This is a genomic window from Catellatospora tritici, assembly GCF_019083965.1.
Lineage (GTDB): Bacteria > Actinomycetota > Actinomycetes > Mycobacteriales > Micromonosporaceae > Catellatospora > Catellatospora tritici.
This window is the reverse complement of record NZ_JAHRCY010000025.1, coordinates 87,540-111,906: the sequence shown is the minus strand read 5'-3', so window position 1 is coordinate 111,906 and position 24,367 is coordinate 87,540. Positions and strand designations below refer to the sequence as shown.

Annotated in this window: 18 protein-coding genes and 2 pseudogenes; 19 read left to right on the top strand and 1 reads right to left on the bottom strand. The window is 72.5% G+C overall.

The genetic code is table 11. The annotated features are described in order from the left end of the window. Positions 1 to 1,242 precede the first annotated feature (1,242 nt). From KUA19_RS35965 to recN, 7 genes and pseudogenes are all read left to right on the top strand, one after another. Positions 1,243 to 2,199, top strand: a complete 957-nt coding sequence (locus KUA19_RS35965; protein WP_372451980.1) for a tetratricopeptide repeat protein — start codon at positions 1,243 to 1,245, stop codon at positions 2,197 to 2,199. Then, positions 2,196 to 2,996 (top strand): annotated as a pseudogene (locus KUA19_RS35960) (HAD-IIA family hydrolase); the annotation flags it as partial. The gene KUA19_RS35965 and the pseudogene KUA19_RS35960, both read left to right, overlap by 4 nt. A 118-nt stretch (positions 2,997 to 3,114) precedes the next feature. Next, positions 3,115 to 3,912, top strand: coding sequence for a phasin family protein (locus KUA19_RS44235; protein WP_308167841.1), 798 nt, complete (start codon positions 3,115 to 3,117; stop codon positions 3,910 to 3,912). Next, entirely contained in the window at positions 3,909 to 4,136 is a 228-nt protein-coding gene (locus KUA19_RS35945) for a hypothetical protein (RefSeq protein ID WP_217403397.1), read from the top strand. The genes KUA19_RS44235 and KUA19_RS35945 overlap by 4 nt, the downstream gene beginning before the upstream one ends. Positions 4,137 to 4,143: 7 nt before the next feature. Then, a complete protein-coding gene (locus KUA19_RS35940; RefSeq protein WP_217403375.1) occupies positions 4,144 to 4,962 on the top strand; it encodes a TlyA family RNA methyltransferase in 819 nt (272 codons plus the stop codon). Between the two features lie 17 nt (positions 4,963 to 4,979). Continuing rightward, positions 4,980 to 5,882 (top strand): NAD kinase, encoded by a 903-nt coding sequence (locus KUA19_RS35935; RefSeq protein WP_308167840.1) that lies wholly within the window; start codon positions 4,980 to 4,982, stop codon positions 5,880 to 5,882. A gap of 61 nt (positions 5,883 to 5,943) precedes the next feature. After that, entirely contained in the window at positions 5,944 to 7,692 is a 1,749-nt protein-coding gene (gene recN / locus KUA19_RS35930) for a DNA repair protein RecN (RefSeq protein WP_217403373.1), read from the top strand. 150 nt (positions 7,693 to 7,842) lie between these two features. On the opposite strand, the gene KUA19_RS35925 is transcribed toward recN, so the two are convergent. Further along, positions 7,843 to 8,166, bottom strand: coding sequence for a DMT family transporter (locus KUA19_RS35925; RefSeq protein ID WP_217403372.1), 324 nt, complete (start codon positions 8,164 to 8,166; stop codon positions 7,843 to 7,845). A 306-nt stretch (positions 8,167 to 8,472) separates the two neighbouring features. Between KUA19_RS35925 and KUA19_RS35920 the strand changes: the two genes are divergently transcribed. From KUA19_RS35920 to KUA19_RS35865, 12 genes and pseudogenes are all read left to right on the top strand, one after another. Continuing rightward, on the top strand, positions 8,473 to 9,819 hold the full coding sequence (locus KUA19_RS35920) for a hypothetical protein (RefSeq protein WP_217403371.1): 1,347 nt from the start codon (positions 8,473 to 8,475) through the stop codon (positions 9,817 to 9,819). A gap of 121 nt (positions 9,820 to 9,940) precedes the next feature. Beyond that, the gene (gene steA / locus KUA19_RS35915) at positions 9,941 to 11,119 is read left to right on the top strand and encodes a putative cytokinetic ring protein SteA (RefSeq protein ID WP_217403370.1); all 1,179 of its coding nucleotides are present in this window, start codon (positions 9,941 to 9,943) and stop codon (positions 11,117 to 11,119) included. A 25-nt stretch (positions 11,120 to 11,144) separates the two neighbouring features. Further along, the gene (locus KUA19_RS35910) at positions 11,145 to 12,074 is read left to right on the top strand and encodes a copper transporter (RefSeq protein WP_217403369.1); all 930 of its coding nucleotides are present in this window, start codon (positions 11,145 to 11,147) and stop codon (positions 12,072 to 12,074) included. A gap of 8 nt (positions 12,075 to 12,082) precedes the next feature. Then, positions 12,083 to 12,910: pseudogene (locus tag KUA19_RS35905) on the top strand (hypothetical protein); the annotation flags it as partial. 212 nt (positions 12,911 to 13,122) lie between these two features. Next, positions 13,123 to 14,751 carry a murein biosynthesis integral membrane protein MurJ gene (gene murJ, locus KUA19_RS35900; RefSeq protein ID WP_254550633.1) on the top strand — a complete coding sequence of 543 codons (1,629 nt, stop codon included), beginning with the start codon at positions 13,123 to 13,125 and terminating at the stop codon, positions 14,749 to 14,751. 185 nt (positions 14,752 to 14,936) lie between these two features. Further along, a complete protein-coding gene (locus KUA19_RS35895) occupies positions 14,937 to 16,022 on the top strand; it encodes a glycosyltransferase family 4 protein (protein WP_217403395.1) in 1,086 nt (361 codons plus the stop codon). Beyond that, positions 16,022 to 18,190, top strand: coding sequence for a hypothetical protein (locus KUA19_RS35890; protein WP_254550632.1), 2,169 nt, complete (start codon positions 16,022 to 16,024; stop codon positions 18,188 to 18,190). Before KUA19_RS35895 ends, KUA19_RS35890 begins: the two co-directional genes overlap by 1 nt. A gap of 40 nt (positions 18,191 to 18,230) precedes the next feature. Next, on the top strand, positions 18,231 to 19,934 hold the full coding sequence (gene pyrG, locus KUA19_RS35885) for a CTP synthase (RefSeq protein WP_217403368.1): 1,704 nt from the start codon (positions 18,231 to 18,233) through the stop codon (positions 19,932 to 19,934). Positions 19,935 to 20,017: 83 nt separating this feature from the next. Beyond that, positions 20,018 to 20,605: an NUDIX domain-containing protein gene (locus KUA19_RS35880; RefSeq protein WP_308167839.1), complete on the top strand. Its 588-nt coding sequence runs from the start codon at positions 20,018 to 20,020 to the stop codon at positions 20,603 to 20,605. A 365-nt stretch (positions 20,606 to 20,970) separates the two neighbouring features. Continuing rightward, entirely contained in the window at positions 20,971 to 22,083 is a 1,113-nt protein-coding gene (gene ald, locus KUA19_RS35875; RefSeq protein ID WP_217403366.1) for an alanine dehydrogenase, read from the top strand. Positions 22,084 to 22,302: 219 nt separating this feature from the next. After that, the gene (locus KUA19_RS35870; protein ID WP_212831028.1) at positions 22,303 to 23,232 is read left to right on the top strand and encodes a ParA family protein; all 930 of its coding nucleotides are present in this window, start codon (positions 22,303 to 22,305) and stop codon (positions 23,230 to 23,232) included. A gap of 65 nt (positions 23,233 to 23,297) precedes the next feature. After that, on the top strand, positions 23,298 to 24,239 hold the full coding sequence (locus KUA19_RS35865; RefSeq protein WP_308167838.1) for a segregation and condensation protein A: 942 nt from the start codon (positions 23,298 to 23,300) through the stop codon (positions 24,237 to 24,239). Positions 24,240 to 24,367: the final 128 nt, after the last annotated feature.

Genomic DNA, 24,367 nt, shown 5'->3' with positions numbered 1-24,367 from the left:
GACCGGCCTTCGTACGGTGACCGTCGTGAGGGCGGCGACCGCGGCGGGTTCCGCAGCGGTGGCGACCGTCCCGGTGGTGACCGCTCCGGCGGTGGTTTCCGTTCGGGTGGCGACCGGCCTTCGTACGGTGACCGTCGTGAGGGTGGCGGCGGGTTCCGCAGCGGTGGTGACCGTACCGGTGGTGACCGCTCCGGCGGCGGGTTCCGCTCGGGTGGTGACCGGCCTTCGTATGGCGAGCGTCGTGAGGGTGGTTTCCGCTCCGGCGGCGACCGGCCCGGTGGCGACCGTCAGGGTGGCGGCTACCGCTCCGGTGGCGACCGTGAGCGTTTCGGCGGCGGTGACCGTCGTGAGGGCGGCTACCGTGGCGGCGACCGTACCGGTGGCGACCGCTCCGGTGGTGGCTTCCGCTCCGGCGGCGACCGGCCTTCGTACGGTGACCGTCGTGAGGGCGGCGACCGCGGCGGGTTCCGCAGCGGTGGCGACCGTCCCGGTGGTGACCGCTCCGGCGGTGGTTTCCGTTCGGGTGGCGACCGGCCTTCGTACGGTGACCGTCGTGAGGGTGGCGGCGGGTTCCGCAGCGGTGGTGACCGTACCGGTGGTGACCGCTCCGGCGGCGGGTTCCGCTCGGGTGGTGACCGGCCTTCGTATGGCGAGCGTCGTGAGGGTGGTTTCCGCTCCGGCGGCGACCGGCCCGGTGGCGACCGTCAGGGTGGCGGCTACCGCTCCGGTGGCGACCGTGAGCGTTTCGGCGGCGGTGACCGTCGTGAGGGCGGCTACCGTGGCGGCGACCGTACCGGTGGCGACCGCTCCGGTGGTGGCTTCCGCTCCGGTGGCGACCGGCCTTCGTACGGTGACCGTCGTGAGGGCGGCTTCCGCTCCGGCGGCGACCGGCCCGCGTACGGCGACCGTCGTGAGGGTGGTTTCCGCAGTGGCGGCGACCGTCCCGGTGGCGACCGCTCCGGTGGTGGCTTCCGCTCCGGTGGCGACCGGCCCGCGTACGGCGACCGTCGTGAAGGCGGCTTCCGCAGCGGTGGTGACCGTCGTGAGGGCGGCTTCTCGCGTGAGGGCGGTGACCGCGGCGGTTTCCGTGGCGGTGACCGTGAGCGCGGCGGCGAGCGGCGCGACTTCGCCCGCTCGGATGACCGTGCCGGGTTCAAGAGCGAGGACGCGCCCCGCGAGGAGCGCGACGAGCGTTCGACCGGCCCCGCCCCGCAGCTGCCCGACGACATCTCCGCGTCCGACCTGGACGCCGACGTCCGTGCCGAGCTGCTGTCGCTGGCCAAGCCGGTCGCCGACACCGTCGCGAAGCACCTGGTCGCCACGGGTCAGCTGCTGGACGACGACCCCGAGCAGGCACTGCAGCACGCGCTGGCCGCACGTCGGCTGGCCTCGCGCATCGCGGTCGTCCGCGAGGCGGTCGGGCTGGCGGCGTACCAGGCCGGTGACTGGGCCAGCGCCATCGCGGAGCTGCGCACGTACCACCGGATGACCGGGCGGCAGACGCACCTGGCCGTGCTGGCCGACTGCGAGCGCGCGCTGGGTCGGCCGGAGAAGGCGATCGACCTGTTCCGTGCGGCCGAGCGCGACAAGATGAGCCAGGGCGAGGCCCTGGAGCTGCTCATCGTCGCCGCCGGTGCCCGCAGCGACCTGGGTCAGCACGACGCCGCGGCCGCGATGCTGCAGGTGCGCGAGCTGACCGTGGAGTCCACTGAGGACTGGGCGCCGCGGCTGCGGTACGCGTACGCCGACGCGCTGCTGGCGTCGGGTCGTACCGAGGAGGCGCGGGAGTGGTTCACCAAGGCCGCCGCCGCCGACACCGACGCGGTGACCGACGCGGCGGAGCGCCTGCTGGAGCTCGACGGTGTTGAGCTCGAGGACGAGTCCGATGAGGACGACGACCGTCCCGCCGCCCGCGCCGCCGGCGACTCCGCCGACGACCTCGAGTCCGATGAGGATGACGAGGACGACGACGACGACGATTACGACGACGAGGACGACGACTACGACGACGAGGATGAGGACGACCTCGACGACGAAGACGACGACCGCGACGAGGACGACGACGAAGAAGACGACGAGGACGACGAAGACGAGGACGACGAAGACGAGGACGGCGAAGACGACCTCGACGAGAAGGACTCGGCGTCGCCCGCGGCCTCGGCCGACAAGACCGAGCGGAAGGCGGACTCTGCCTCGTGACCGCGCTTGTCGAGGTTTATGACCTGGTCATCTTCGACCTCGACGGTGTGCTCTACCTCATCGACCGCCCCATTGCCGGGGCGGTCGATGCGCTCGCGAAGCTGCGGGCGCAGGGCATGCCGGTCCGGTTCGCGACCAACAACGCGTCTCGGCGCGCCGGTGAGGTGGCCGCGCTGCTGCGCGGGATGGGCATCGACGCGCAGCCTGACGAGGTGCTGACCTCGGCGGGCGCGGCGGCGGCGCTGCTGGCGCAGCGGCTCGAGCCGGGCTCGCCGGTGCTGGTGGTCGGCGCGGCCGCGCTGCGGGCCGAGGTCGTCGACGCGGGCCTGCGCCCGGTCGACAGCGCCGAGGACAACCCGCGCGCCGTGGTGCAGGGATTCGGTCCCGAGGTGGGCTGGGCGCAACTGGCCGAGGCCAGTGTGGCGATCCGGGCGGGTGCCTGGTGGGTCGCGACCAACACCGACCGTACGCTGCCGACCCCGCGGGGGCCGTTGCCCGGCAACGGTTCCCTGGTCGCGGTGCTGGTCTCGGCGCTGGAGCGGCAGCCGGACGTGGTGGTGGGCAAGCCCGAGCCGGGCCTTTTCGCCACCGCCGCGAGTCAGGCGGGCGCGCACCGGGCACTGGTCGTCGGCGATCGGCTCGACACCGACATCGCCGGAGCGCACCGCGCCGGCATGGACAGCCTGCTGGTATTGACCGGGGTCTCGACCGCCGTCGAGGCGGCAAAGGCGGACGGGCAGCAGCGGCCCACCTATGTGGCGGCTGATCTCGGGGGCCTCTTCACAGCGCCCGCGGTGCCGGCACGGTAGTTTTGACCCGCGTAGGCCGGAGCCTGCCCCGTTCCGCCGTCGTTCGGCGGGGTCGTGGGCGGGCCCTTTCCGGGTACGTCAGTCGGCAGGATGGATGGTGACAGCAGTGGCAACCAAGTCGAGCGAACCGGTCCAGGACGTGGTCAAGGCGTACCTTGAGCTGGCGTTCGGGCTCACCGAGGCGTCGAAGAAGAAGGCCGAGAAGACCGTCCGCAAGGCGGCCAAGGAACTGCTGGGCAAGAGCGGAGCCACCGCCACGCAACTGCAGGCGATGGCGGAGGACCTGGTCAGCACCGGGCTGGCGAACCGGGAGGCGGTCACCCGGATCGTGCGGCTGGAGCTCGACCGTGCGCTGGGCCGGGTCGGCCTGGCCACCGCCGAGGAGGTCGCCACGCTGACCGCCCGGATCGAGGACCTGGAGCGCGAGCTGCACGAGGCCCACGCCGCGGCTGCCGCCGCCCCCGCTGTCGCGAGCCCGGCCCCGGCCGCCGCGACGGCACCCGCGCAGTCAAAGCCTGCCGAGTCGAAGCCGGTCGAGCCGAAGCCCGCCGTCAAGGTCGTGGCAAAGAAGACGGTCGCGAAGAAGGCTGTGGCCAAGGCCACCCCGGCCAAGCCGGTGGCGTCCGCCACGCCGACCGAGCCGGTCGCGCAGGCCGAGCCGGTCACCGCCGCGGCGCCTGCCGCTGTCGCCGCGCCGAAGGCGGCCGACGACGTGCCTGTCGCGGCGAAGAAGGCACCGGTCAAGAAGGGCGCCACCAAGGCTTCCGCCAAGGCCGAGCCCGCGAAGGCGGCACCTGCCAAGAGCGAGCCGGTCAAGGCCGCGGCGACCAAGGCGACCGTGACCAAGGCCGCTGCCAAGAAGGCCCCGGCCAAGAAGGCGGCCGCCGGTAGGGCCGGGTCATGAGTTCGCCGCAGCTGCCGCTGTCGTTCTCGACGGGTACGCCCGGACCGCGTCCGGTGCCGAGCCCGGCGACGCTGATGCCAGGTCCGACCGGCCATCACGCGGTCGACGCGGCCGTGCGCGCGGTCGCCAACACCGCCGAGCTGCCCCTGGCGGAGCAGCTGGAGGCGTACGAGGCGGCACACCGCACGCTGCGCGAGGTGCTGACCGCGATCGACGCGGCCTGAGGCTGCCGTGGCCAAGCGCACCCGCCTGGACGCGGAGCTGGTCCGGCGCGGCCTGGCCCGCTCCCGTGAGCAGGCCGGCGAGCTGATCGCCGCGGGCCGGGTCGAGGTCCGCGGCACGGTGGCGCACAAGGCGGCGGCGATGGTCGACCCCGCCGACGCGGTACGGGTCGTCGATGCCCCAGGTGACGAGTACGTCTCCCGGGGCGGGCACAAGCTGGCCGGTGCGCTGGCGGCGTTCGTCCCGCTGGGGCTGGGCGTCGCCGGGCGCCGCTGCCTGGACGCCGGGGCGTCCACCGGCGGCTTCACCGACGTGCTGCTGCGCGCCGGGGTGGCCGAGGTGGTCGCTGTGGACGTGGGTTACGGGCAGCTGGCCTGGGCGCTGCGTACCGACGAGCGGGTGCGGGTGCACGAGCGCACCAACGTGCGCACGCTGACGCCTGAGCTGATCGGCGGCGTGGTCGGGCTCACCGTCGCGGACCTGTCGTTCATCTCGCTGCGGCTGGTGCTGCCCGCGCTGGCCGCCTGCACCGACGGCGATTTGGTGCTGATGGTCAAGCCGCAGTTCGAGGTGGGCAAGGAGCGGGTCGGTCCGGGCGGGGTCGTGCGCGATCCGGCGCTGCGTGCCGACGCGGTGCTGGACGTGGCCGCCGCCGCGGCCGAGCTGGGGCTGGGTGTGGCGGGGGTCACCGCGAGCCCGCTGCCCGGACCGTCGGGCAACGTGGAGTTCTTCGTGTGGTTCCGCCGGGACGCGCCCGCGCCCGACCCCGCGCGCATCCGCGAGGTGGTCGAGGCAGGAGTGCCCGAGCAAACAGAGGGCGGGCTGTGACGACTGGGGGAGGCACGGTGACGGAGCGCATTGCGCTGCTGGTCACCCATACCGGGCGTAAGGATTCCACCGACCACGCCCGGACGGTGGCGCGCGACCTGATCGCGGCCGGTTTCACGGTACGGGTCGTCGCCGAGGAGGCCGGTGAGCTGGACCTGTCCGGCGTGACGCCGATGACCGGCGCCTGCGCGGCGCGCGACGCCGAGATTGTGTTCGCGATCGGCGGCGACGGCACCCTGCTGCGCGCGGCCGAGCTGGCCCGCCCGGAGGGCGCCCCGCTGCTGGGCATCAACCTGGGCCGGGTCGGCTTCCTGGCCGAGGCCGAGATCGCCGACCTGGACCTGGCCGTACGCGACGTGGTGGCGCGCGCTTACAGCGTCGAGGAGCGGCTGACCATCGACGTCACCGCGGAACTGGCCGGTGAGACGATCGCCGAGTCGTGGGCGCTCAACGAGGTCAGCGTCGAGAAGTCCAGCCGGGAACGGATGCTGGAGCTGCTGGTCGATGTGGACGGTCGCCCGCTGTCGCGCTACGGCTGCGACGGCGTGGTGTGCGCCACGCCGACGGGCTCGACGGCGTACGCGTTCTCGGCGGGCGGGCCGGTGGTGTGGCCGCAGGTCGAGGCGCTGCTGTTGGTGCCGATCAGCGCGCACGCGCTGTTCAGCCGACCGCTGGTGACGGCGCCCAGCTCGCTGATCCAGATCACCATCGACCCGTACACCGAGCAGGCGGCGATGTGCTGCGACGGTCGGCGTACGTTCATGCTGCCGCCAGGTGCGCAGGTCACGATGCGTCGCGGGGCGCTGCCGGTGCGGGTGGCGCGGCTGCGGCCGCAGCCGTTCACCGACCGGCTGGTGGCCAAGTTCGGGCTGCCGGTCGAGGGCTGGCGAGGACACAGCGGCCGACACGGCACCCACTGAGCAGGTGGTGTGCCCCCTCCCAGCGTGACAGTGTCACAGGGGCGGACTACTGTCATCAGCTGTGCTGGAAGAGTTGCGCATCACCGGTCTCGGCGTCATCGAGGACACCACGCTCCCGCTGACCCGTGGCATGAACGTCATCACAGGCGAGACCGGCGCTGGCAAGACCATGGTCGTGACCGGTCTGGGGCTGCTCTTCGGCGGCCGGGCCGACGCGGGCCGGGTCCGGTCCGAGCCGGGCCGGGCGTCGGTCGAGGGTCGGTTGCGGCTGAGCGGCCACGCCGCCTCCGCCGTTGCCACCCGCGTCGCCGACGCCGGTGCCGAAGCCGACGTGGACGGCAGCCTGCTCATGGGTCGCACCGTCACCATCGAGGGCCGTTCCAAGGCGTTCGTCGGGGGGCGCACCGTCCCGGTGTCGCTGCTGGGCGAGGTCGGCGAGCTGGTCGTCGCGGTGCACGGGCAGTCCGACCAGTTGCGGCTGCTGCGCCCGTCCGAGCAGCGCGGCGCGCTGGACCGCTTCGCCGGGCCGGAGCACGAGAAGCTGCTCGTCGAGTTCAAGGAGCTGTTCGGCCGCTGGCGCGCCGTCGCCGAGGACCTGGCCGACCGGCGCGCCAACGCGCGCACCCGGGCGCAGGAGGCCGACCTGCTGCGACTGGGCCTCGACGAGATCACGCGGGTCGACCCGCAGCCCGGCGAGGACGAGGAGCTGCGCAACGAGGCCCAGCGTCTCGAGCACGCCGAGGGGCTGCGTACGGCGGCGCACATCGCGCACCAGGCCATCGCCGGTGGCGGCGAGACCGACAGCGAGGACGCGACCAGCCTGGTGGGCACCGCCCGCCGCACGCTGGAGTCCCAGTCGACCGTCGACACCAAGCTCGGGGAGTACGCCGCCCGGCTCGAGGAAGCGGCGACGCTGCTCGGCGACGTGTCGGTGGAGCTGTCGACGTACCTGGCCAGCCTCGACGCCGACCCCGCCCGCCTGCAGTTCATCTACGAGCGGCGGGCCGCCCTGCGCTCCCTGACCCGCAAGTACGCCGACGACGTCGAAGGCGTCATCGTGTGGGCCGAGAAGGCCAAGGCGCGCCTGGCCGCGCTGGACACCTCGGACGAGTTGCTGGACGAGCTCGAGCGCGAGATGAACCGGCTCGCCGGTGAGGTCGCCGTGCTCGCCGAGAAGCTGCGTGCGGCGCGGCTGGAGGCCGCCGGGCGCTTCGCCGACAAGGTCACCGTCGAGCTCGCCGGTCTGGCGATGCCGCACTCGCGCATCCAGGTGCTGGTCGTGCCACGTCCGGCCGGTGACATCAGCCTGGTGGTCGGCGGGGTCGAGTCGGGCGTCAGCCCCGACGGCGCCGACGACATCGAGCTGCGCCTGCTGGCCCACCCGGGCGCGCCCGCGCTGCCGCTGCAGAAGGGCGCCTCCGGCGGTGAGCTGTCGCGCGTCATGCTCGCCATCGAGGTGGTCTTCGCCGGTGTCGGCGGCCCGCCCACGCTGGTCTTCGACGAGGTCGACTCCGGGGTCGGCGGCCGTGCCGCGGTCGAGATCGGACGGCGGCTGGCCCGGCTGGCGCGCAACCACCAGGTGCTGGTGGTGACGCACCTGCCGCAGGTCGCGGCGTTCGCCGACCGGCATCTGGTGGTGGCCAAGGACACCGGCGGCGCGATCACGACCAGTGGCGTTCGCGTGGTCGAGGAGACGGAGCGGGCCCGCGAGCTGGCACGCATGCTGGCCGGTCTACCCGACTCCGACCTGGGCATCGCGCACGCGGAGGAGCTGCTGGCGGTGGCCGCCCGCGAACGTACGGCCGACTGACCCGTCGTATCCGTCAGCCCCGGCTCCCGCTCTCAGCGGAGGCCGGGGCTGACGCGTATCCGCGGACGATGCCGTGCGGTGGGAGGTGTGGCGCGCGTGGTGTGAGGCGTGGGCGGGGTCAGCGGCGTTGTCGGGTGGTGGTTGGGCGGTTCAGTGGGACTGGCCGAGTTCGAGGGCGGCGACGCCTGCGGCGACGAGGACCAGGCCGAGGACCTGGATCCAGGTGAACTTGTCGTAGAAGAAGACGACTCCGGCGATGGCGACGAGCGCGACGCCGATCCCGGCCCAGACGCCATAGGCCAGACCGAGGGCCATGCCGCGCTTCAGTACCTGGCTCAGCAGGACGAACGCCGTCACGTAGCCGACCACGACGACGACCGATGGCACCAGCTTCGTGAAACCCGCCGACGCGCGCAGGCACACAGTCGCGGCGACCTCCGCCAGGATCGCCCCCGCCAGCATCAGATAAGCCATTTGATCACTGTAGACAGTCCCGTCCGGGCCGCCGCCTGGTCCCATCGTGCAGTTTCCGGGTAAGTGCAGGAATCTTGGCCGTCATTCGTGCACCTTCCCCGAAACTGCACGGATCTTGGCGCGGCGCGGGGGAGCGCGGCGTGGCGCGGCGTGGCGCGGCGTCGTGGCGTGGCGTGGCGCGGCGTCGTGGCGTGGCGTGGCGTGGCGCGGGACGGCGTGGTCGGGGACGGCGTGGCGCGGTGTGGCGTGGCGCGGGACGGCGTGCTCGGGGCCGTGTGGGGTGGGGAATTCTGTTAGCGTGCGCGCGTGCTTGGGGCCGTCGACGTGAAGGTCGCCGCCGCGGCCGGTACGGCACCGCGTGCGGACCGGTCCGCCGCGCGGCTGGACTATGTGCTGCTCGCGGTGGGTCTGCTGACGATGGTGCTGGCCCGGCACCGGATCACCGGCGACGGCCTCTTCCGGTACGACGCCCTGTCCCGCCTGCTGTCCGGCGGCGGCCTGTCCGCGGACCGGTACCCGTTGGTCGGGCCGCTGTTCGCGGCGCCGCTGTGGTGGCTGGGTCGGGCGACGGTGGGCGCGGAGCAGTTGCTGCGATACCACAATCTGATCTTGTTCGGGCTGGGCCTGCTCGCGCTGCACCTGCTGCTGCGCGACCGGATCGACCGCGTCCTGCTGCGCCGGTTCCTGTTGCTGCTGGTCGTGGCGGGGATGGTGCCCGCGCACATCGCGAACTTCTATGGCGAGATGTTCACCGCGCTGGCGGTGGTGCTGGGCCTGGTGGTGCTCTACCGGGTGGGCAGTGGACCGGTGCTGCGGGCGCTCGGCTGGGCGGGGCTGGTGCTGGGCACCGCGAACACCCCGGCCGCGCTGCCGGGGCTGGGGCTGGCGCTGGGCGACCGGGCCGTGCGCACGCGCCGCTTGCGTTACGGCCTGGCCGTGGTCGCGGCGTTGGCGCTGGTGCTGGCCGAGGCGTGGCTGCGCCGGGGTGATCCGCTGGAGCAGGGCTACACGGGGGAGCGGTTCGACTTCCCGATGGTGTTGGGGCTGCTGGCGATCATGCTGTCGTTCGGCAAGGGGCTGGTGTTCTTCGTACCCGCCCTGTTCCTGCCAGTGCGTGACCGGCTGGCCGGGTTGTATGACCCCGACCGGCTCGACCTGCCCGCGATCCTGCGCGGCTGGCGGTTGTTCGTGCTGGGCCTGGCCCTGGTGTACGCGAACTGGTGGGCCTGGAGTGGCGACCTGTACTGGGGCCCGCGGTTCTTCCTGGTGGCGGTGTTCCCGGCGGCGCTCGGCCTGGCGGTGTGGCTGCACCGCCCCGATCCGCGTCCACTGGCGCGGCTGGGGTTGCTGGCGGTGCTGGCGTTGTCGGTGTGGGTGGCCGCGAACAGCAGTGTGTTCGAGACCACAGCGCCGCCGCGCTGCTACGACCCGGCCAGTCCGCAGGAGGACTACTGCCGGTTCGGGGTGGTGGAGAGCGACCTGTGGTATCCGCTGTGGCACCGACCCGTGCTGCCCTGGTTCCGCTGGGCGGAGCTGGCGTTCTTCGTGGTGGCTTTCGTCCGGTTGGCGTGGCCGCTGCTGCCCGCGCTGGTCCGGGCCGCCGCCGCGGTGCCGCCCCGGGTGCGGGCCCTGGCGGCGGGTTGGCGCTGGTAGCGCGACGCGCCGACGTCGATGCGGTGTCCAGCACATTTCCTGCATCACAATTCGGTCGGTATCGGCCGATCAAGGGGTGTCGTACGCGCCAACCCCGAACTGACATGCCAGGATGGCAGCGATGCGTCTTCCCACCTTGCGCCGGACCCGGACTGCCGAACCGGGAAACCTCACCGGCACCGCACGGCTTGACCGCCGGACCAAACGTCTGGTCGGTCGTCTGCGCCCGGGTGAGATCGCCGTGATCGATCACGTCGATCTGGACCGGGTCGCGGCTGACTCCCTCGTTGCCGTAGGGGTCGCCGCGGTCCTCAACGCCAAGCCGTCCATCTCCGGCCGGTACCCGAATCTGGGTCCGCAGGTGCTGGTTGAGGCGGGCATCACCCTGATCGACGATCTCGGCGAGGGGGTGTTCCAGCAGATCCGCGAGGGCGACGCGGTGCGGATCGAGGGCAACACCGTCTACGTCAAGGGCGAGCCGGTGGCGCATGGGACGCGCCAGGACGCCGACACGGTGAGCAAGGCCATGCTCGACGCCCGTGAGGGCTTGTCGGTGCAGCTGGAAGCGTTCGCCGCCAACACCATGGAGTACCTCAAGCAGGAGCGCGAGCTGCTGCTCGACGGTGTCGGCGTGCCGGACGTCAAGACCCAGATCTCGGGGCGGCACTGCCTGATCGTGGTGCGCGGCTACGACTACAAGGCCGACCTGGACGTGCTGCGGCCCTACATCCGCGAGTTCAAGCCGGTGCTGATCGGCGTGGACGGCGGCGCGGACGCGCTGGTCGAGGCGGGCTACACCCCCGACATGATCATCGGGGACATGGACTCGGTCACCGATGACGTGCTGCGTTGCGGCGCGGAGGTGGTCGTGCACGCGTACCCGGACGGGCGGGCGCCCGGTCTGGACCGCGTGCACTCGCTGGGCGTGTCCGGGATCACCTTCCCGGCCGCGGCGACCAGCGAGGACATCGCGATGCTGCTGGCCGACGAGAAGGGCGCCACCCTGATCGTCGCGGTCGGCACGCACGCCACGCTCGTGGAGTTCCTGGACAAGGGCCGGGGCGGCATGGCATCGACGTTCCTCACCCGGCTGCGGGTGGGTGGCAAACTGGTCGACGCCAAGGGCGTGAGCCGGCTGTACCGCCAAAGCATCTCAGGATCTTCGCTGTTGCTGCTGGTACTGTCCGCGATCGCGGCCATGGCCGCGGCGGTGGCGGTGTCGACGGTCGGCAAGGCGTACCTGTCGCTGGCCGCCGAGCGTTGGGACGCGTTGATGTTCAACCTCCAGAAACTCTTCTAGGCATCCCGGGACGATAGGTTTCGACGTGATCAATTTCCGATACCACGTGGTGTCGATGACCGCGGTCTTCCTGGCCCTGGCGATCGGCCTGGTGGTCGGTACGGCGGCGCTGAACGGCCCCGCCGCCGACGCGCTGGAGGACAACGTCAACGCGCTGCGCAAGACCAACTCGCAGCTGCGTGACCAGGTCACCGGCCTGCGCGATCAGGCCAACCGCGAGGAGCAGTTCGTCACCGAGGCCGCCCCGATCATGCTCAAGGGCAAGCTGACCGGCCGCCGGGTGGTGCTGCTGTCACTGCCGTCGGGCCGTGACCACGTGCCCGGGGTGGCCGCGATGCTGAAGACCGCCGACTCCAAGATCGTCGGTACGGTCGAGCTGCAGGACAAGTTCTTCAACCCCGACAACAGCGCCGAGCTGCTGGATCTGGCCAGCAAGGCCGAGCCCGCCACGGTGCCGACCTCGGCCATCCCCACCAACAGCGACGGCGTCGAGACCGCCAGCGCACTGCTGGCGGCGGTGCTGCTGGACCGCTCGCCGACGGTGCCGAACCCGGACCGGCAGGCCGTGCTGACCGCGTTCAACAAGCTCGGTTACCTGAACTTCGACAGCACCATCTCGGGTCCCGCCGAGGCGGTCGTGATCGTGTCGGGGTCGCCGTACACCGACAGCCAGGCGGCGGGCAAGAACGCGTCGGTGGTCACCACCGCGGTGCAGTTCGACCACGCCGGGATCGCGGCGGTGGCGGGCGTGCTGGGCGGCGAGGGCAACCTGATGCTCGAGGTGCGCGACGACGCCACGCTGGCCAAGACGATCTCCACGGTCGACAACGCCGACACCGCGCAGGGCCAGGTCGCCACGGCGCTGGCCATCTATGAGCAGATCTCCGACAACAAGGCCGGGCACTACGGCGTCGGCACCAACGCGACCGCCCTGCTGCCCCAAGAGGCGAAGTGAGCTGAACATTGGGCCTGCTGGCTAGGGCAGCGTTGATCGGCCTGGGCGCCTATGGCGCCCGGGCCGCGCTGCGTACGGTGAACACCCGGCCTCAGGCCGGTCAGCTCGAGCGCACCAACTTCCGCGGCCGCAAGGTGACCCTGGCCGGCGGTCCCGCTCTGGCCGTGTCGGCCAGTCTTACCAGCGCCCTGGGCGCCGGCGACGTGCGCACGGGCGCCGCCGCCGTGACCGCCGGCCTGTCGGCGGGCGCGGTCGGCCTCTACGACGACATCGTGGGCGCCCGGCCCGACCAGAAGGGCGACAAGGGCTTCCGCGGCCACCTGCGCGCGCTGCGCGAGGGCCGGGTCACCAGCGGCCTCGTCAAGATCGCCGGAGTGGGCGCGGGCGCGCTCGCGGCCGCCGCGCTGCTGCCCAACCGACGTGGGCGCGGCCGGGCCGGACGGCTGGCCGAGGTGGCGCTGGGCGCGGGCGTGATCGCGGGCAGCGCCAACCTGATGAACCTGCTCGACCTGCGCCCCGGCCGGGCGCTGAAGGCGGGCGTGCTGCTCGGCGTGCCGCTGACCGCCACGCGTGCCGGTGGGCTGGCCGCGGGTCCGGTCGGCGCGAGTGTGAGCCTGCTCCCCGACGACCTCGGCGAGAACATCATGCTGGGCGACTCGGGCGCGAACTCCCTCGGCGCGCTGCTGGGCGTCGCGGCCACCGCTCGCACCGGGCTGTTCGGGCGCGCGGTGCTGCTGACCGGGATCACCGCGCTGACGCTGGCCAGCGAGAAGGTCAGCTTCACCAAGGTCATCGAGCGTACGCCGGTGCTGCGCGACATCGACGCCTTCGGCCGCCTGCCCGCCGACCGCGTCCCGGCCATCCGCAGACCCACGGTGCTGGACCAGCCGACCGGACCGGCAGCCGTCGTGGCGGCCGTGGTCGAGCAGCAGGTCCCGGCCGAGGCGCCGGAACTCGACGACGCGACAGTCGACGTGACCGAGGCCGCCGTCACCCCGGCGGCCAAGCCCAAGCCGACCCGGGCGCGCGCTGCTCGCAACACCGCGAAATGACCGTGGCCGCCGACACCCCCGTCGGCGCCGCGGCCTCCGGCGGCCCGGCGACGGCGCGCATCGCCGGTGCCGCGACGCTGATCGCGATGCTGACGGTCGCGAGCCGGATCGCGGGCTTCGCCCGTACCTACGTCTTCGGGCACACCGTCACCGACAAGCAGCTCAGCGACATCTACCTGGCCGCCAACACCATCCCCAACATCATCTTCGAGATCGTGGCCGGTGGCGCGCTGGCGGGCATGGTGGTGCCGCTGCTGGCCGGGCCGCTGGCCGCCGGTGACCGCGCCGCCGTCCGCCGCACCGTCTCGGTGCTGCTCACCTGGACCCTGACCGCGCTGATCCCGATCGCGTTCCTGCTGTGGCTCGGCGCCGATCTGGTGATCGGGCTGCTCGCCTCCGAGGCGACCCCGGCGCAGCTCACGGCGGGCGCCGACATGCTGCGGGTCTTCGCCCCGCAGGTGCCGCTGTACGGCATCGGCATCGTGCTCACCGGGGTGCTGCACGCCCACCGACGGTTCGCCTGGCCGGTGCTGGCGCCGCTGCTGTCCAGCCTCACCGTCATCGCGACGTACCTCACCTTCGCGGCCGTGGCCGGGGCGAGCGCGCCGCTGTCCACCGTCGACGGGCGGGCGCTGGCGATCCTGGCCGGGGGCACCACGCTGGGCGTGGTGGTGCTGTCGCTGTGTCTGGTGATCCCGGTGGGGCGGCTGCGGCTGGGGCTACGGCCGACGTACCGGATCGAGCCCGACGTCCGCTACCGCATCGGCAGTCTGGCCGCGGCGGGCCTGGCCACCGTCGCGGCGCAGCAGCTGGCGCTGCTCGTGGTGATCCACCTGGCGCTGGACGGCCCCGACGGCACCAACACTGTCTACAACTTCGCCCAGACGCTGTTCCTGCTGCCGTGGGCGGTGCTGGCGGTGCCCGCCGCGACGGCGGCGTACCCGGCGATCGCGACCGCGCACGCCACCGCCGACACCGCCGGGCTGCGCGTCACCACGGCCCGGACCGGCCGGGCGGTGCTGCTGCTCAGCGGGCTCGGCACGGCCGGGCTGATCGCCGTGTCCACCCCGGCCGCCGAGCTGATGCTGCCCGGCACGTCGGCGCCCGCGCTGGCCCGCGCCGTGGTCGCGTTCGCGCCCGGCCTGCTCGGCTACGGCCTGGCCGCGCTGCACCAGCGCACCCTGTACGCCGTCGGCGCCAACCGGCTCGCCGCGCTCGGGGTCGGCGCGGGCTGGACGGTCACGGTGGTGGCCGCGCTGGTGCTGTCGGCGGTGCTGCCCGAGCACGAGCGCGCGGTGGCGCTGGGCGCCGCGAACTCGCTGGGCATGCTCGTCATGGGCCTGGCGCTGGCGGTGGCGGTCCGTGCCCGGGTGGGCGGTCCCGCCCTGTCCGGCCTGGTGAGGGCCGGTCTGGCCGCCGGTGTGGCGGCTCTGGCGGGCGCGGCCGTCGGCTGGGAGGCCGGGCGGGTGGTGATCGGGCCGACCCCAGGCATCATTGCTGTGATCGGACAGGGCATGCTGTCCGGTGGCGTGTCACTCGCCGTGTACCTGTGCGTGTGCGCCCTGCTCGACCGGCCGGACCTGCGGCCCCTGATCGAGCGGGTGACGCGGCGCGGGCGACGGTGACGTGACCGGCTACGGGGAGCCGTCGAGCAATCCTCGGCGGGCGGCCGATCAGGCGGACCGCCCGGACGGGTCGGCGGCGGAGGGACGGACAGGACGTGCGCGAGCAGGTGGAGCAGGCTGAACGAGGGCAGGCCCAGGATCGGGGTGTGGTCGTGACCGCGGGGCAGGACTGGACCGGCAGCGTCATGCTCGTGCTCGCCTCCAGCATCGGAGGCATCGGCCAGCATGTGGCGAGCCTGGCCGAGGGCTTGTCCCGGGCCGGATGCGCCGTCACCGTGTGCGGCCCCGCCGCGACCGAGGAGCACTTCCGGTTCACCGACCGTGGTGCCCGGTTCCACCCGGTGGAGATCCCGGCCAACCTGCACCCCAGCGACATGCGCGCGGTGCGGCAGGTGCGCGCCCAACTGGCCGCGGTGCGACCGGATGTGGTGCACGCGCACGGGCTGCGCGCCGGTATGGCCGCCGCGCTGGCCCGCCCCACCTGCCCACTCGTGGTGACCTGGCACAACGCCCCGCTGCGAGCCGGACTGAAGGGCCGGGTGCACACCCTGGTCGAGCGCCTGGTCGCCCGCGCCGCCACGGTCACCCTCGGTGCCTCGGCCGACCTGGTCACCCGAGCCAAAGCCGTCGGCGCCGCCGACGCGCGCCTGGCACCGGTGGCCGCGCCCGCGCTGCGCCGCACCCGCCGCAGCACCGCCTCGGTGCGCGCCGGCCTGGGCGTGCCCGACGGGGCGCCGCTGATCCTGTCCGTGGGGCGGCTGCACGAGCAGAAGGCGTACGACGTGCTCGTCTCGGTCGCCGCGCGCTGGCGCGACCTCACCCCGACCCCCCGGGTGCTCATCGCCGGAGAGGGCCCGACCTACCTCGACCTGGCGGCGCAGATCTCGCAGCTGCGCGCGCCGGTGACCCTGCTCGGGCACCGCAACGACGTCGGCGACCTGATCGCCGCCGCCGACCTGGCCGTGGTCACCAGTGTGTGGGAGGCGCGGCAACTGTTCGCCCAGGAGGCCCTGTCCGGTGGCCTGCCGCTGGTCGCCACCGCCGTCGGCGGCATCCCCGAGCTGGTCGGCGACGGCGCGATGCTGATCGAGCCGAACGACCCGGACGCGCTGGACACGGCCGTACGCAAGCTGCTGGCCGACCCCGAGGCCCGCGCGAGCCTGGCCGAACGCGGCCGGGCGCAGGCCGCGACCTGGCCAGATGAGGCGGCAACCATGTCCGAGCTGCGCGAGGTCTACGCCGAGCTGACCGACCGGGCGGGTCAGGGCTGATGCTCAGGCCGCCACCCCTCCTCCTGGCCGCCGTCGTCTCGCTCCTGGCACTGCTCGGCCTCGGCGCGTCCGCGATCCCCGCCACGGCCGCCCCGACCGCGGTCCCGCTCGCCGACGACGAGTCCGACTACGTGATCATCGCCGGTGCGGCCGGGTTGCGCTGGGACGACATCGACGTCGAGCGCACCCCGACGCTGTGGACGCTGGCCGAGCGCGGCGCGATCGGGTCCCTGTCGACCCGGTCGGCGCACGTGCCGACCTGCCCCGGCGACGGCTGGCTGACCCTGGGCGCGGGTAACTACGCCGAGCGGACCAGGAGCGAGGTCGCCGAGGTGTGCCCGCGCCTGGACGTGGCGATCGAGCGGCCCGACGCGATCGGGGCGTCCCTGCCCGACCAGCACACGGTGGCGGAGCGGCAGCGGGAGCTGTCGTTCGGCACCGTGCCCGGGGCACTGGCCGAGTCGGTGCGCTGCACCACCGCGATCGGCCCCGGCGCGGCGGTGGCGGCGGCGCGCTCGTTCGGCCGCGTCGACCGGTACGCCCCCGAGCTGCCTGCCGACCCGACGTCGACGCTGTCGAAGTGCGTGTTGAGCATCATCGACCTGGGCGCGGTGGACGGGCTCACGCCACAGCGTCGAGCCAAGCAGGTCGAGGCGGCCGACGCGCTGTTGGCCAAGATCCTGGCGGCGCGGCCGGAGCGGTCCACCCTGCTGGTGGCCGGGGTCTCCGACACCGACCGCACCTCCCGCCTGCACGTGGTCATCGCCGACGGCAAGGGTTGGAGCGGCGGCTGGCTGACCTCGGCCAGCACCGGGCGGCCGGGCTACCTGGAACTGGTCGACCTGGCCCCGACGGCGCTGAGTCTGCTCGGCCGGGAGGTGCCCAAGAAGGTGATGGCCGGGCACCCGGCCGCGCACGCGCTGGGCCGCCCGGACGACCTGGGCGAGGCCACCGCGGCGGGCACCGACGCCGACCGGCAGGCAGCCGCCGCGCGTACCGTGTCGGCCTGGTTCTTCCTGCTGCTGGCGGCGGCCCAGATCGGCCTGTTCGCGGCCGTGGTGCCGCTGCTGCGGCGCAGCTACCGCCACGCCGGGCCGACCGGCCCGACCCCGCCCCCCGAGCGCCTGGTGCGCCTGCTGGAGCTGCTGCTGGTGGGAGCCGCCCTGGCCGTGCCCGCGGCGATGATCACCGGCATCGTGCCATGGTGGCGCTTCGGGCAGCGCGGGTTGATCTTCTTCGCGATCACCGGCGCCGTGCTGGCCGTGCTCACCCTGATCACGGTACGGCTGCCCGTCTCCCGCACCCGCACCCTCGGCCCGGTCGGGGCGGTCGCGGCCATCGCCACCGCCGTGGTCGGCCTGGATCTGATCACCGGGGCCCGGCTGCAGCTCAACGGCGTCGCGGGCTACTCGGCGTTGGAAGGCGGCCGCTACTCCGGGATCGGCATGGTCGGCATGGGCGTGTTCTTCGCCGCCGTCCTGCTCAGCGCGGCGTGCCTGGCGCAGCTCGTGCCGCAGCGCCGCCGCCCGCTGGTGGTCGCCGGGGTCGGCGTGGTGCCGATCCTGCTGGTCGGCACGCCCGCCTGGGGTGCCGACGCGGGCGGCGCGATCGCGCTCACCGCGGGCGTCTGCCTCACCGCCGCGCTGTGCCCCGGCGGCTGGCTGAGCTTCCGCCGTCTGGCCGTCGCGCTCGGCATCGGCCTGGTGGTCACCGTGGGCTTCGCCTACGTCGACCTGCACCGTCCGGTCGAGCAGCAGGGCAGCCTCGGCCGGTTCCTGGCCCAGTGGGCCGAGGGCACGTCCGGGCTGACCCTGAACCGGCTCGGCAGCGGCAACCGCATCGCGCTGGTGACCAGCCCGCTGACGGTGCTGGCACTGGTGGCGGCGGTGTTCATGTGGGCGGTGCTGATGCGCCCGTGGGGCGGCCTGAAGCGCCTCTACGGCATCTACCCGCCCATCCGGGCCGCCGTGGTCGGCATCGCCGTCTCCTCGGTGCTGGGCGGCCTGCTGGGCGGCGCGGCGCTGAACGTGGCGGGCACCGCCGCGGCCACCGCGCTGCCACTGCTCACGCTCGGGGCGATGCGGGTGCTGGGGCACGCCGCCGACCGGACCCGGATCGTGGAGGAGTCGGTGAGCACCGACACCCCGGTGGGGGTTTCCGGGACGTAGCCGCCGGATGAACCCGGTGGCCGTGTTAGGGTGAAACCCCGTGGTAGCAGCGCGGACGACCAAACATATCTTCGTCACTGGAGGCGTCGCCTCCTCGCTGGGCAAGGGCCTCACGGCCTCCAGCCTCGGCAATCTTCTCACCGCTCGCGGGTTGCGCGTGGTCATGCAGAAGCTCGACCCGTACCTGAACGTCGACCCGGGGACGATGAACCCGTTCCAGCACGGTGAGGTCTTCGTCACCGAGGACGGGGCCGAGACCGACCTCGACGTCGGGCACTACGAGCGCTTCCTGGACCGGGACCTGTCGGCCAAGGCCAACGTCACCACCGGCCAGATCTACTCGGCGGTGATCGCCAAGGAGCGGCGCGGTGAGTATCTCGGCGACACGGTGCAGGTCATCCCGCACATCACCAACGAGATCAAGTCCCGGATCCGGGCCATGGCCGAGCCCGACGGCCATGGCCGCACCCCGGACGTGGTGATCACCGAGGTGGGCGGCACGGTCGGCGACATCGAGTCGCTGCCGTTCCTGGAGGCGATCCGGCAGATCCGGCACGACATCGGCCGGGACAACATCTTCTACCTGCACGTCTCGCTGGTGCCGTACCTGGCGCCGTCGGGTGAGCTGAAGACCAAGCCGACCCAGCACTCGGTGGCGGCGCTGCGCAACATCGGCATCCAGCCCGACGCGCTGGTGTGTCGGTCCGACCGGGACATCCCGGCCAGCGTCAAGAGCAAGCTCGCGCTGTACTGCGACGTCGACGTCGAGGCGGTCGTGGCCGCCCCGGACGCGCCGAGCATCTACGACATCCCGAAGGTGCTGCACCGCGAGGGCCTGGACGCGTACGTGGTGCGCCGGTTGGGCCTGTCGTTCCGCGACGTCGACTGGACCTCGTGGGACGACCTGCTGGAGCGGGTGCACCACCCGATCCACGAGGTCACCATCGCGCTGGTCGGCAAGTACATCGACCTGCCGGACGCGTACCTGTCGGTGTCGGAGGCGATCCGGGCGGCCGGGTTCGGCCACCGGGCCAAGGTGAAGCTGCAGTGGGTGCCCAGCGACGACTGCCAGACGGCCGAGGGCGCGGCCAAGGCGCTGGCGCACGTCGACGGCGTGGTGATCCCGGGCGGCTTCGGCGTACGCGGCATCGAGGGCAAGATCGGCGCGGTGCGCTACGCCCGCGAGAACAAGATCCCGACCCTGGGCCTGTGCCTGGGCCTGCAGTGCATGGCGATCGAGGTCGCCCGGCACGTGGCCAACATCGCCAAGGCCAGCTCGCTGGAGTTCGACGAGCGCACCCCGGACCCGCTGATCTCCACCATGGCCGACCAGGAGGACATCGTCGCGGGCAAGGGCGACCTGGGCGGCACCATGCGCCTGGGCGCCTACCCGGCGAAGCTGACGCCGGGCTCGATCGTGGCCGAGGTCTACGGCGGCACCGAGGTCAGCGAGCGGCACCGGCACCGGTACGAGGTCAACAACGCCTACCGGCCCGCGCTGGCCAAGGCGGGCCTGCAGATCTCCGGCACCTCGCCCGACGGGCGCCTGGTCGAGTTCGTGGAGCTGAACCGGGAGCTGCACCCGTACTTCGTGGCCACGCAGGCGCACCCGGAGCTCAAGAGCCGTCCGACGCGCCCGCACCCGCTCTTCAGTGGACTCGTGGGTGCGGCCATCACCTATGCTCAGGCCGACCAGCTGCCGGGCGTGGCCGAGGCGGCCGAGCCGGTGGCGGCACCGCGCTAGGCACCACAACCACACACCACGCGGCGGTCGCGACCAGGCCTTTTCGGCCGGTCGCGGCCGTCTCGTCTTTCGAGGGGGTACGGGTGTACGACGTCGTCGACAGCACCGACCGGTTCACCGGACGGGTCTTCCGGGTGCGCACCGACCGCGTGACCATGCCGGACGGCTCGGTGGCGCCACGCGACGTGGTCAGTCACGTCGGCGCGGTCGTGGTCGCCGCCCTGGACGACCAGGGCCGGGTGGTGCTGGTGCGCCAGTACCGCCACCCGGTCGGCCGCTACCTGTGGGAGCTGCCCGCGGGACTGATGGACGTCTCCGGCGAGGACCTGGCCACCGCCGCCCTACGGGAGCTGGCCGAGGAGGCCGACCTGACCGCCGCCCGCGTCGACCTGCTGGTGGACCTGCACACCTCGCCCGGCTTCTCCAACGAGCTGGTGCGGGTGTTCCTGGCCCGGGAACTGGCCGAGATCCCGGAGGCCGACCGGCACGTGCGCGGCGACGAGGAGGCCGACATGCAGGTGTCCCGGGTGCCGCTGGACGAGGCGCTGGGCATGGTCGCAGACGGCCGGATCACCAACGCGGCGGCCGTGGCGGGCCTGCTCGCCGCCGCGCGCGCCCGCGACACCGGCTTCGCCGGGCTGCGCCCCGCCGACGCACCCCTCCCGCGCTGACGGGGCGGCCGCCCTCGCGCCGACGCGGGTAGGGGCGGCTGCAGTTTCGGGGAACCTGCGCGAATAACCGCTGGTATTCGCGCAGGTTCCCCGAAACTGCACGAATCCGGGTCGTCGAGAGCGTGGGCGTGACTTCCGGCATACCCCGTAAAAGGCATTTTTCCTTTTCGGCACTATCCTGGAGGACAGCTGCGGGCGGCGATCCTACCGAGGATGCGCAACACAGTGTCAGGCCGATGGCGCATCGCCTAGCACTCTGTCAAGGCTCCCGGCGCTCGCGCCGAGCCTAGACTGCCGCCGCAGGGGTGGACCGCCGGCAACGGCGCCGACGGCACTCCGGCAGCAGGTATCGAGGAAGGTGCATCGTGAAGGTCGGTATCCCCCGCGAGGTCAAGAACCACGAGTACCGGGTGGCGATCACCCCGGCGGGCGTCCACGAGTTCGTCCGCAACGGGCACGACGTCGTCATCGAGACGGGTGCCGGGCTGGGCTCGTCGATCACTGACGCCGAGTACACCGCGGCGGGCGCCCGCATCCTCGACACCGCCGACGAGGTGTGGGCCGAGGCCGAGCTGGTGCTCAAGGTCAAGGAGCCCATCGCCGAGGAGTACCACCGCATGCGCGAGGGGCAGGTGCTGTTCACCTACCTGCACCTGGCCGCGTCCAAGGAGTGCACCGACGCGCTGATCACCCAGAAGGTCACCGGCATCGCGTACGAGACCGTCGAGACCGCCGAGGGCGCCCTGCCGCTGCTGGCCCCGATGAGCGAGGTCGCCGGTCGGCTCGCCCCGCAGGTCGGCGCGTACCACCTGATGAAGTTCGCGGGCGGCCGCGGCGTGCTGCCCGGCGGCGTGCCCGGCGTGCGTCCCGCCAAGGCGGTCGTCATCGGCGCGGGCGTGTCCGGCCTCAACGCCGCCACCATCGCCCACGGCCTGGGCTTCGAGGTCACCGTCCTCGACAAGAACATCAAGAAGCTGCGCGAGGTCGACCAGCAGTTCGGCGGCCAGGTCCGCACCGTCATGTCCAACTCGTTCGAGCTGGAGCAGGCCGTGCTGGAGGCTGACCTGGTCATCGGCGCGGTCCTGGTGCCGGGCGCCAAGGCCCCGACCCTGGTCAGCAACCACCTCGTGTCCCGGATGAAGCCCGGCAGCGTGCTCGTCGACATCTCGATCGACCAGGGCGGCTGCTTCGAGGACTCCCACGCCACCACGCACGCCAACCCGGTGTACAAGGTGCACGAGTCCATCTTCTACTGCGTGGCGAACATGCCCGGCGCGGTGCCGCACACCAGCACCTACGCGCTGACCAACGTCACCCTGCCGTACGCGGTGGAGCTGGCCAACCACGGCTGGCGCGAGGCACTGCGCCGTGACCCGGCGCTGGCGCTCGGCCTGAACACCCATGCGGGCGAGATCGTCTACGGCCCGGTGGCCGAGGCGCACGGCCTCACCCCGGTCAGCCTCGACGACCTGCTCTGACCAGCACATTTCTGACGGCGGCGGCGGCCTGGGCCGCCGCCGTCACCATGTCGAGATCCTGTATGGCCGACACGCCGAGCCGTGCGGTACGCCGAAGCTCTTCGGTGACGTACAGTCGGACGACGACGACAACAAACGGCCGGTTGGGAAGCTGATGGCCCGACTCACGACGGCGCCTGAACCGGACGGTCGGAAGTCGTCGGGAAGGGCGTAACGGAGATGGCAGGCAACGGGCGCGCGGAGGCATGGACCTCGACGCTACGAGCGGAACAGTCCGCTCTGGACCTCGGTGCTGACCTGGGTCCAGCGGATCCGTCTGCCTACACGGCGCGCAAGGAGATCCCCGAACCGATGCCGACGGACCGCCACGGCCCGTCCCGCATCATCGCGATGGCCAACCAGAAGGGTGGCGTCGGCAAGACCACGACCACCATCAACCTGGGCGCCGCCCTGGCCGAGTACGGCCGCAAGGTGCTGCTGGTCGACTTCGACCCCCAGGGCGCGCTGTCGGTCGGCCTCGGGGTCAACCCGCACAACCTCGACCTGTCGGTCTACAACCTGCTCATGCAGGACGACGTCACCGCCGAGGACGTCATCATCAAGACCGACGTCGCCGGGCTGCACCTGCTGCCCGCCAACATCGACCTGTCCGCGGCCGAGATCCAGCTCGTCAATGAGGTCGCCCGCGAGATGGCCCTGGCCCGGGTACTCAAGTCGGTGCGCAAGGAATACGACTACATCCTGATCGACTGCCAGCCCTCGCTCGGCCTGCTCGCCATCAACGCGCTGACGGTCGCGCACGGCGTGCTCATCCCGCTGGAGTGCGAGTTCTTCAGCCTGCGCGGTGTGGCCCTGCTGCTGGACACCATCGACAAGGTGCGCGAGCGCCTCAACTTCGACCTCGAACTCGAGGGCATCCTCGCCACCATGTACGACAGCCGCACCACCCACTGCCGCCAGGTGCTGCAGCGGGTCGTCGAGGCGTTCGGCGACAAGGTGTACCAGACCGTGATCACCAAGACGGTCAAGTTCCCCGAGTCGACCGTCGCCGGTGCGCCGATCACGTCGCTGGACCCGGCCTCCTCCGGCGCCCGCAACTACCGCCAGCTCGCCCGCGAGGTCATCGCGGCCGAGGCCGCCCGGCGCTGAACGGCCGCGTCAAACGGGCCGACCGGCCTGCGCGGTCGACATGAGCTGCTGGGATACTGTCCGACGTGAGTGATCCTTTGGTGACGGCCGCCCCGGCGGCCGAGCAGTCCGCCGAACCGTCCGGTTCCGGGCGCTTCACCGTACGGCTCACCAACTTCGAAGGCCCCTTCGACCTGTTGCTGCAGCTCATCGGCAAGCACAAGCTCGACGTCACCGAGGTCGCGCTGCACCGGGTCACCGACGACTTCATCGCCCACATCCGCGCCATGGGCAAGGAATGGGACCTCGACGAGGCCAGCGAATTCCTGGTCATCGCCGCGACCCTGCTCGACCTGAAGGCCGCTCGGCTGCTGCCCGCCGCCCAGGTCGAGAACGAGGAAGACCTCGCCCTGCTCGAAGCCCGCGACCTGCTGTTCGCCCGGCTCCTGCAGTACCGGGCGTTCAAGCAGGCTGCCGCGTTCATCGCTGACCTCGAGGTCAACGGCGCACGCCGCTGGCCCCGCGCCGTCGCCCTCGAACCCCAGTACGCCGAGGCCCTGCCCGACCTGGTGCTCGGCATCGGCCCCGACCGGCTGGCCAAACTCGCGCTCAGGGCGTTCACCCCCAAGGTCGTGCCGACCGTGTCGGTCGCGCACATCCACCAGATCCGGGTCAGCGTCCGCGAACACGCCGAGATCCTGCGTAACCGGATCTTCGAACTCGGCAAGGCGACCTTCCGCGAGCTCACCGCCGAATGCGAGAACACGCTGGAGATCGTCGCCCGGTTCCTGGCCCTGCTGGAGCTGTACCGGGAAGGGCTGATCGCGTTCGACCAGGAGACGGCGCTCGGCGAGCTGACCGTCAGCTGGATCGGGGGAGAGGCCGTCGACGTGGAACTGGCGGTCGAGGAGTACGACGGCGACGGCGACGCGCGCCAGGCCATGGCCGCCGCGGACGCGGAGACCGTTGAGCAGGAGACCGAGCCGGAGGAAGAGCCCGGCGAGGGTGGGGGAGACGACGATGAGTGACCAGGAATCGCTGCAGCAGCAGGCAGCGGCGTGGGTGCCGCCGTGGGCCCGGCCCACGCCGGAGGGTGCCCCCGACGACTCCTCCGACCGCCCCGGCGACGCGGCGGCTGACGGCGACGCGGCGGGCG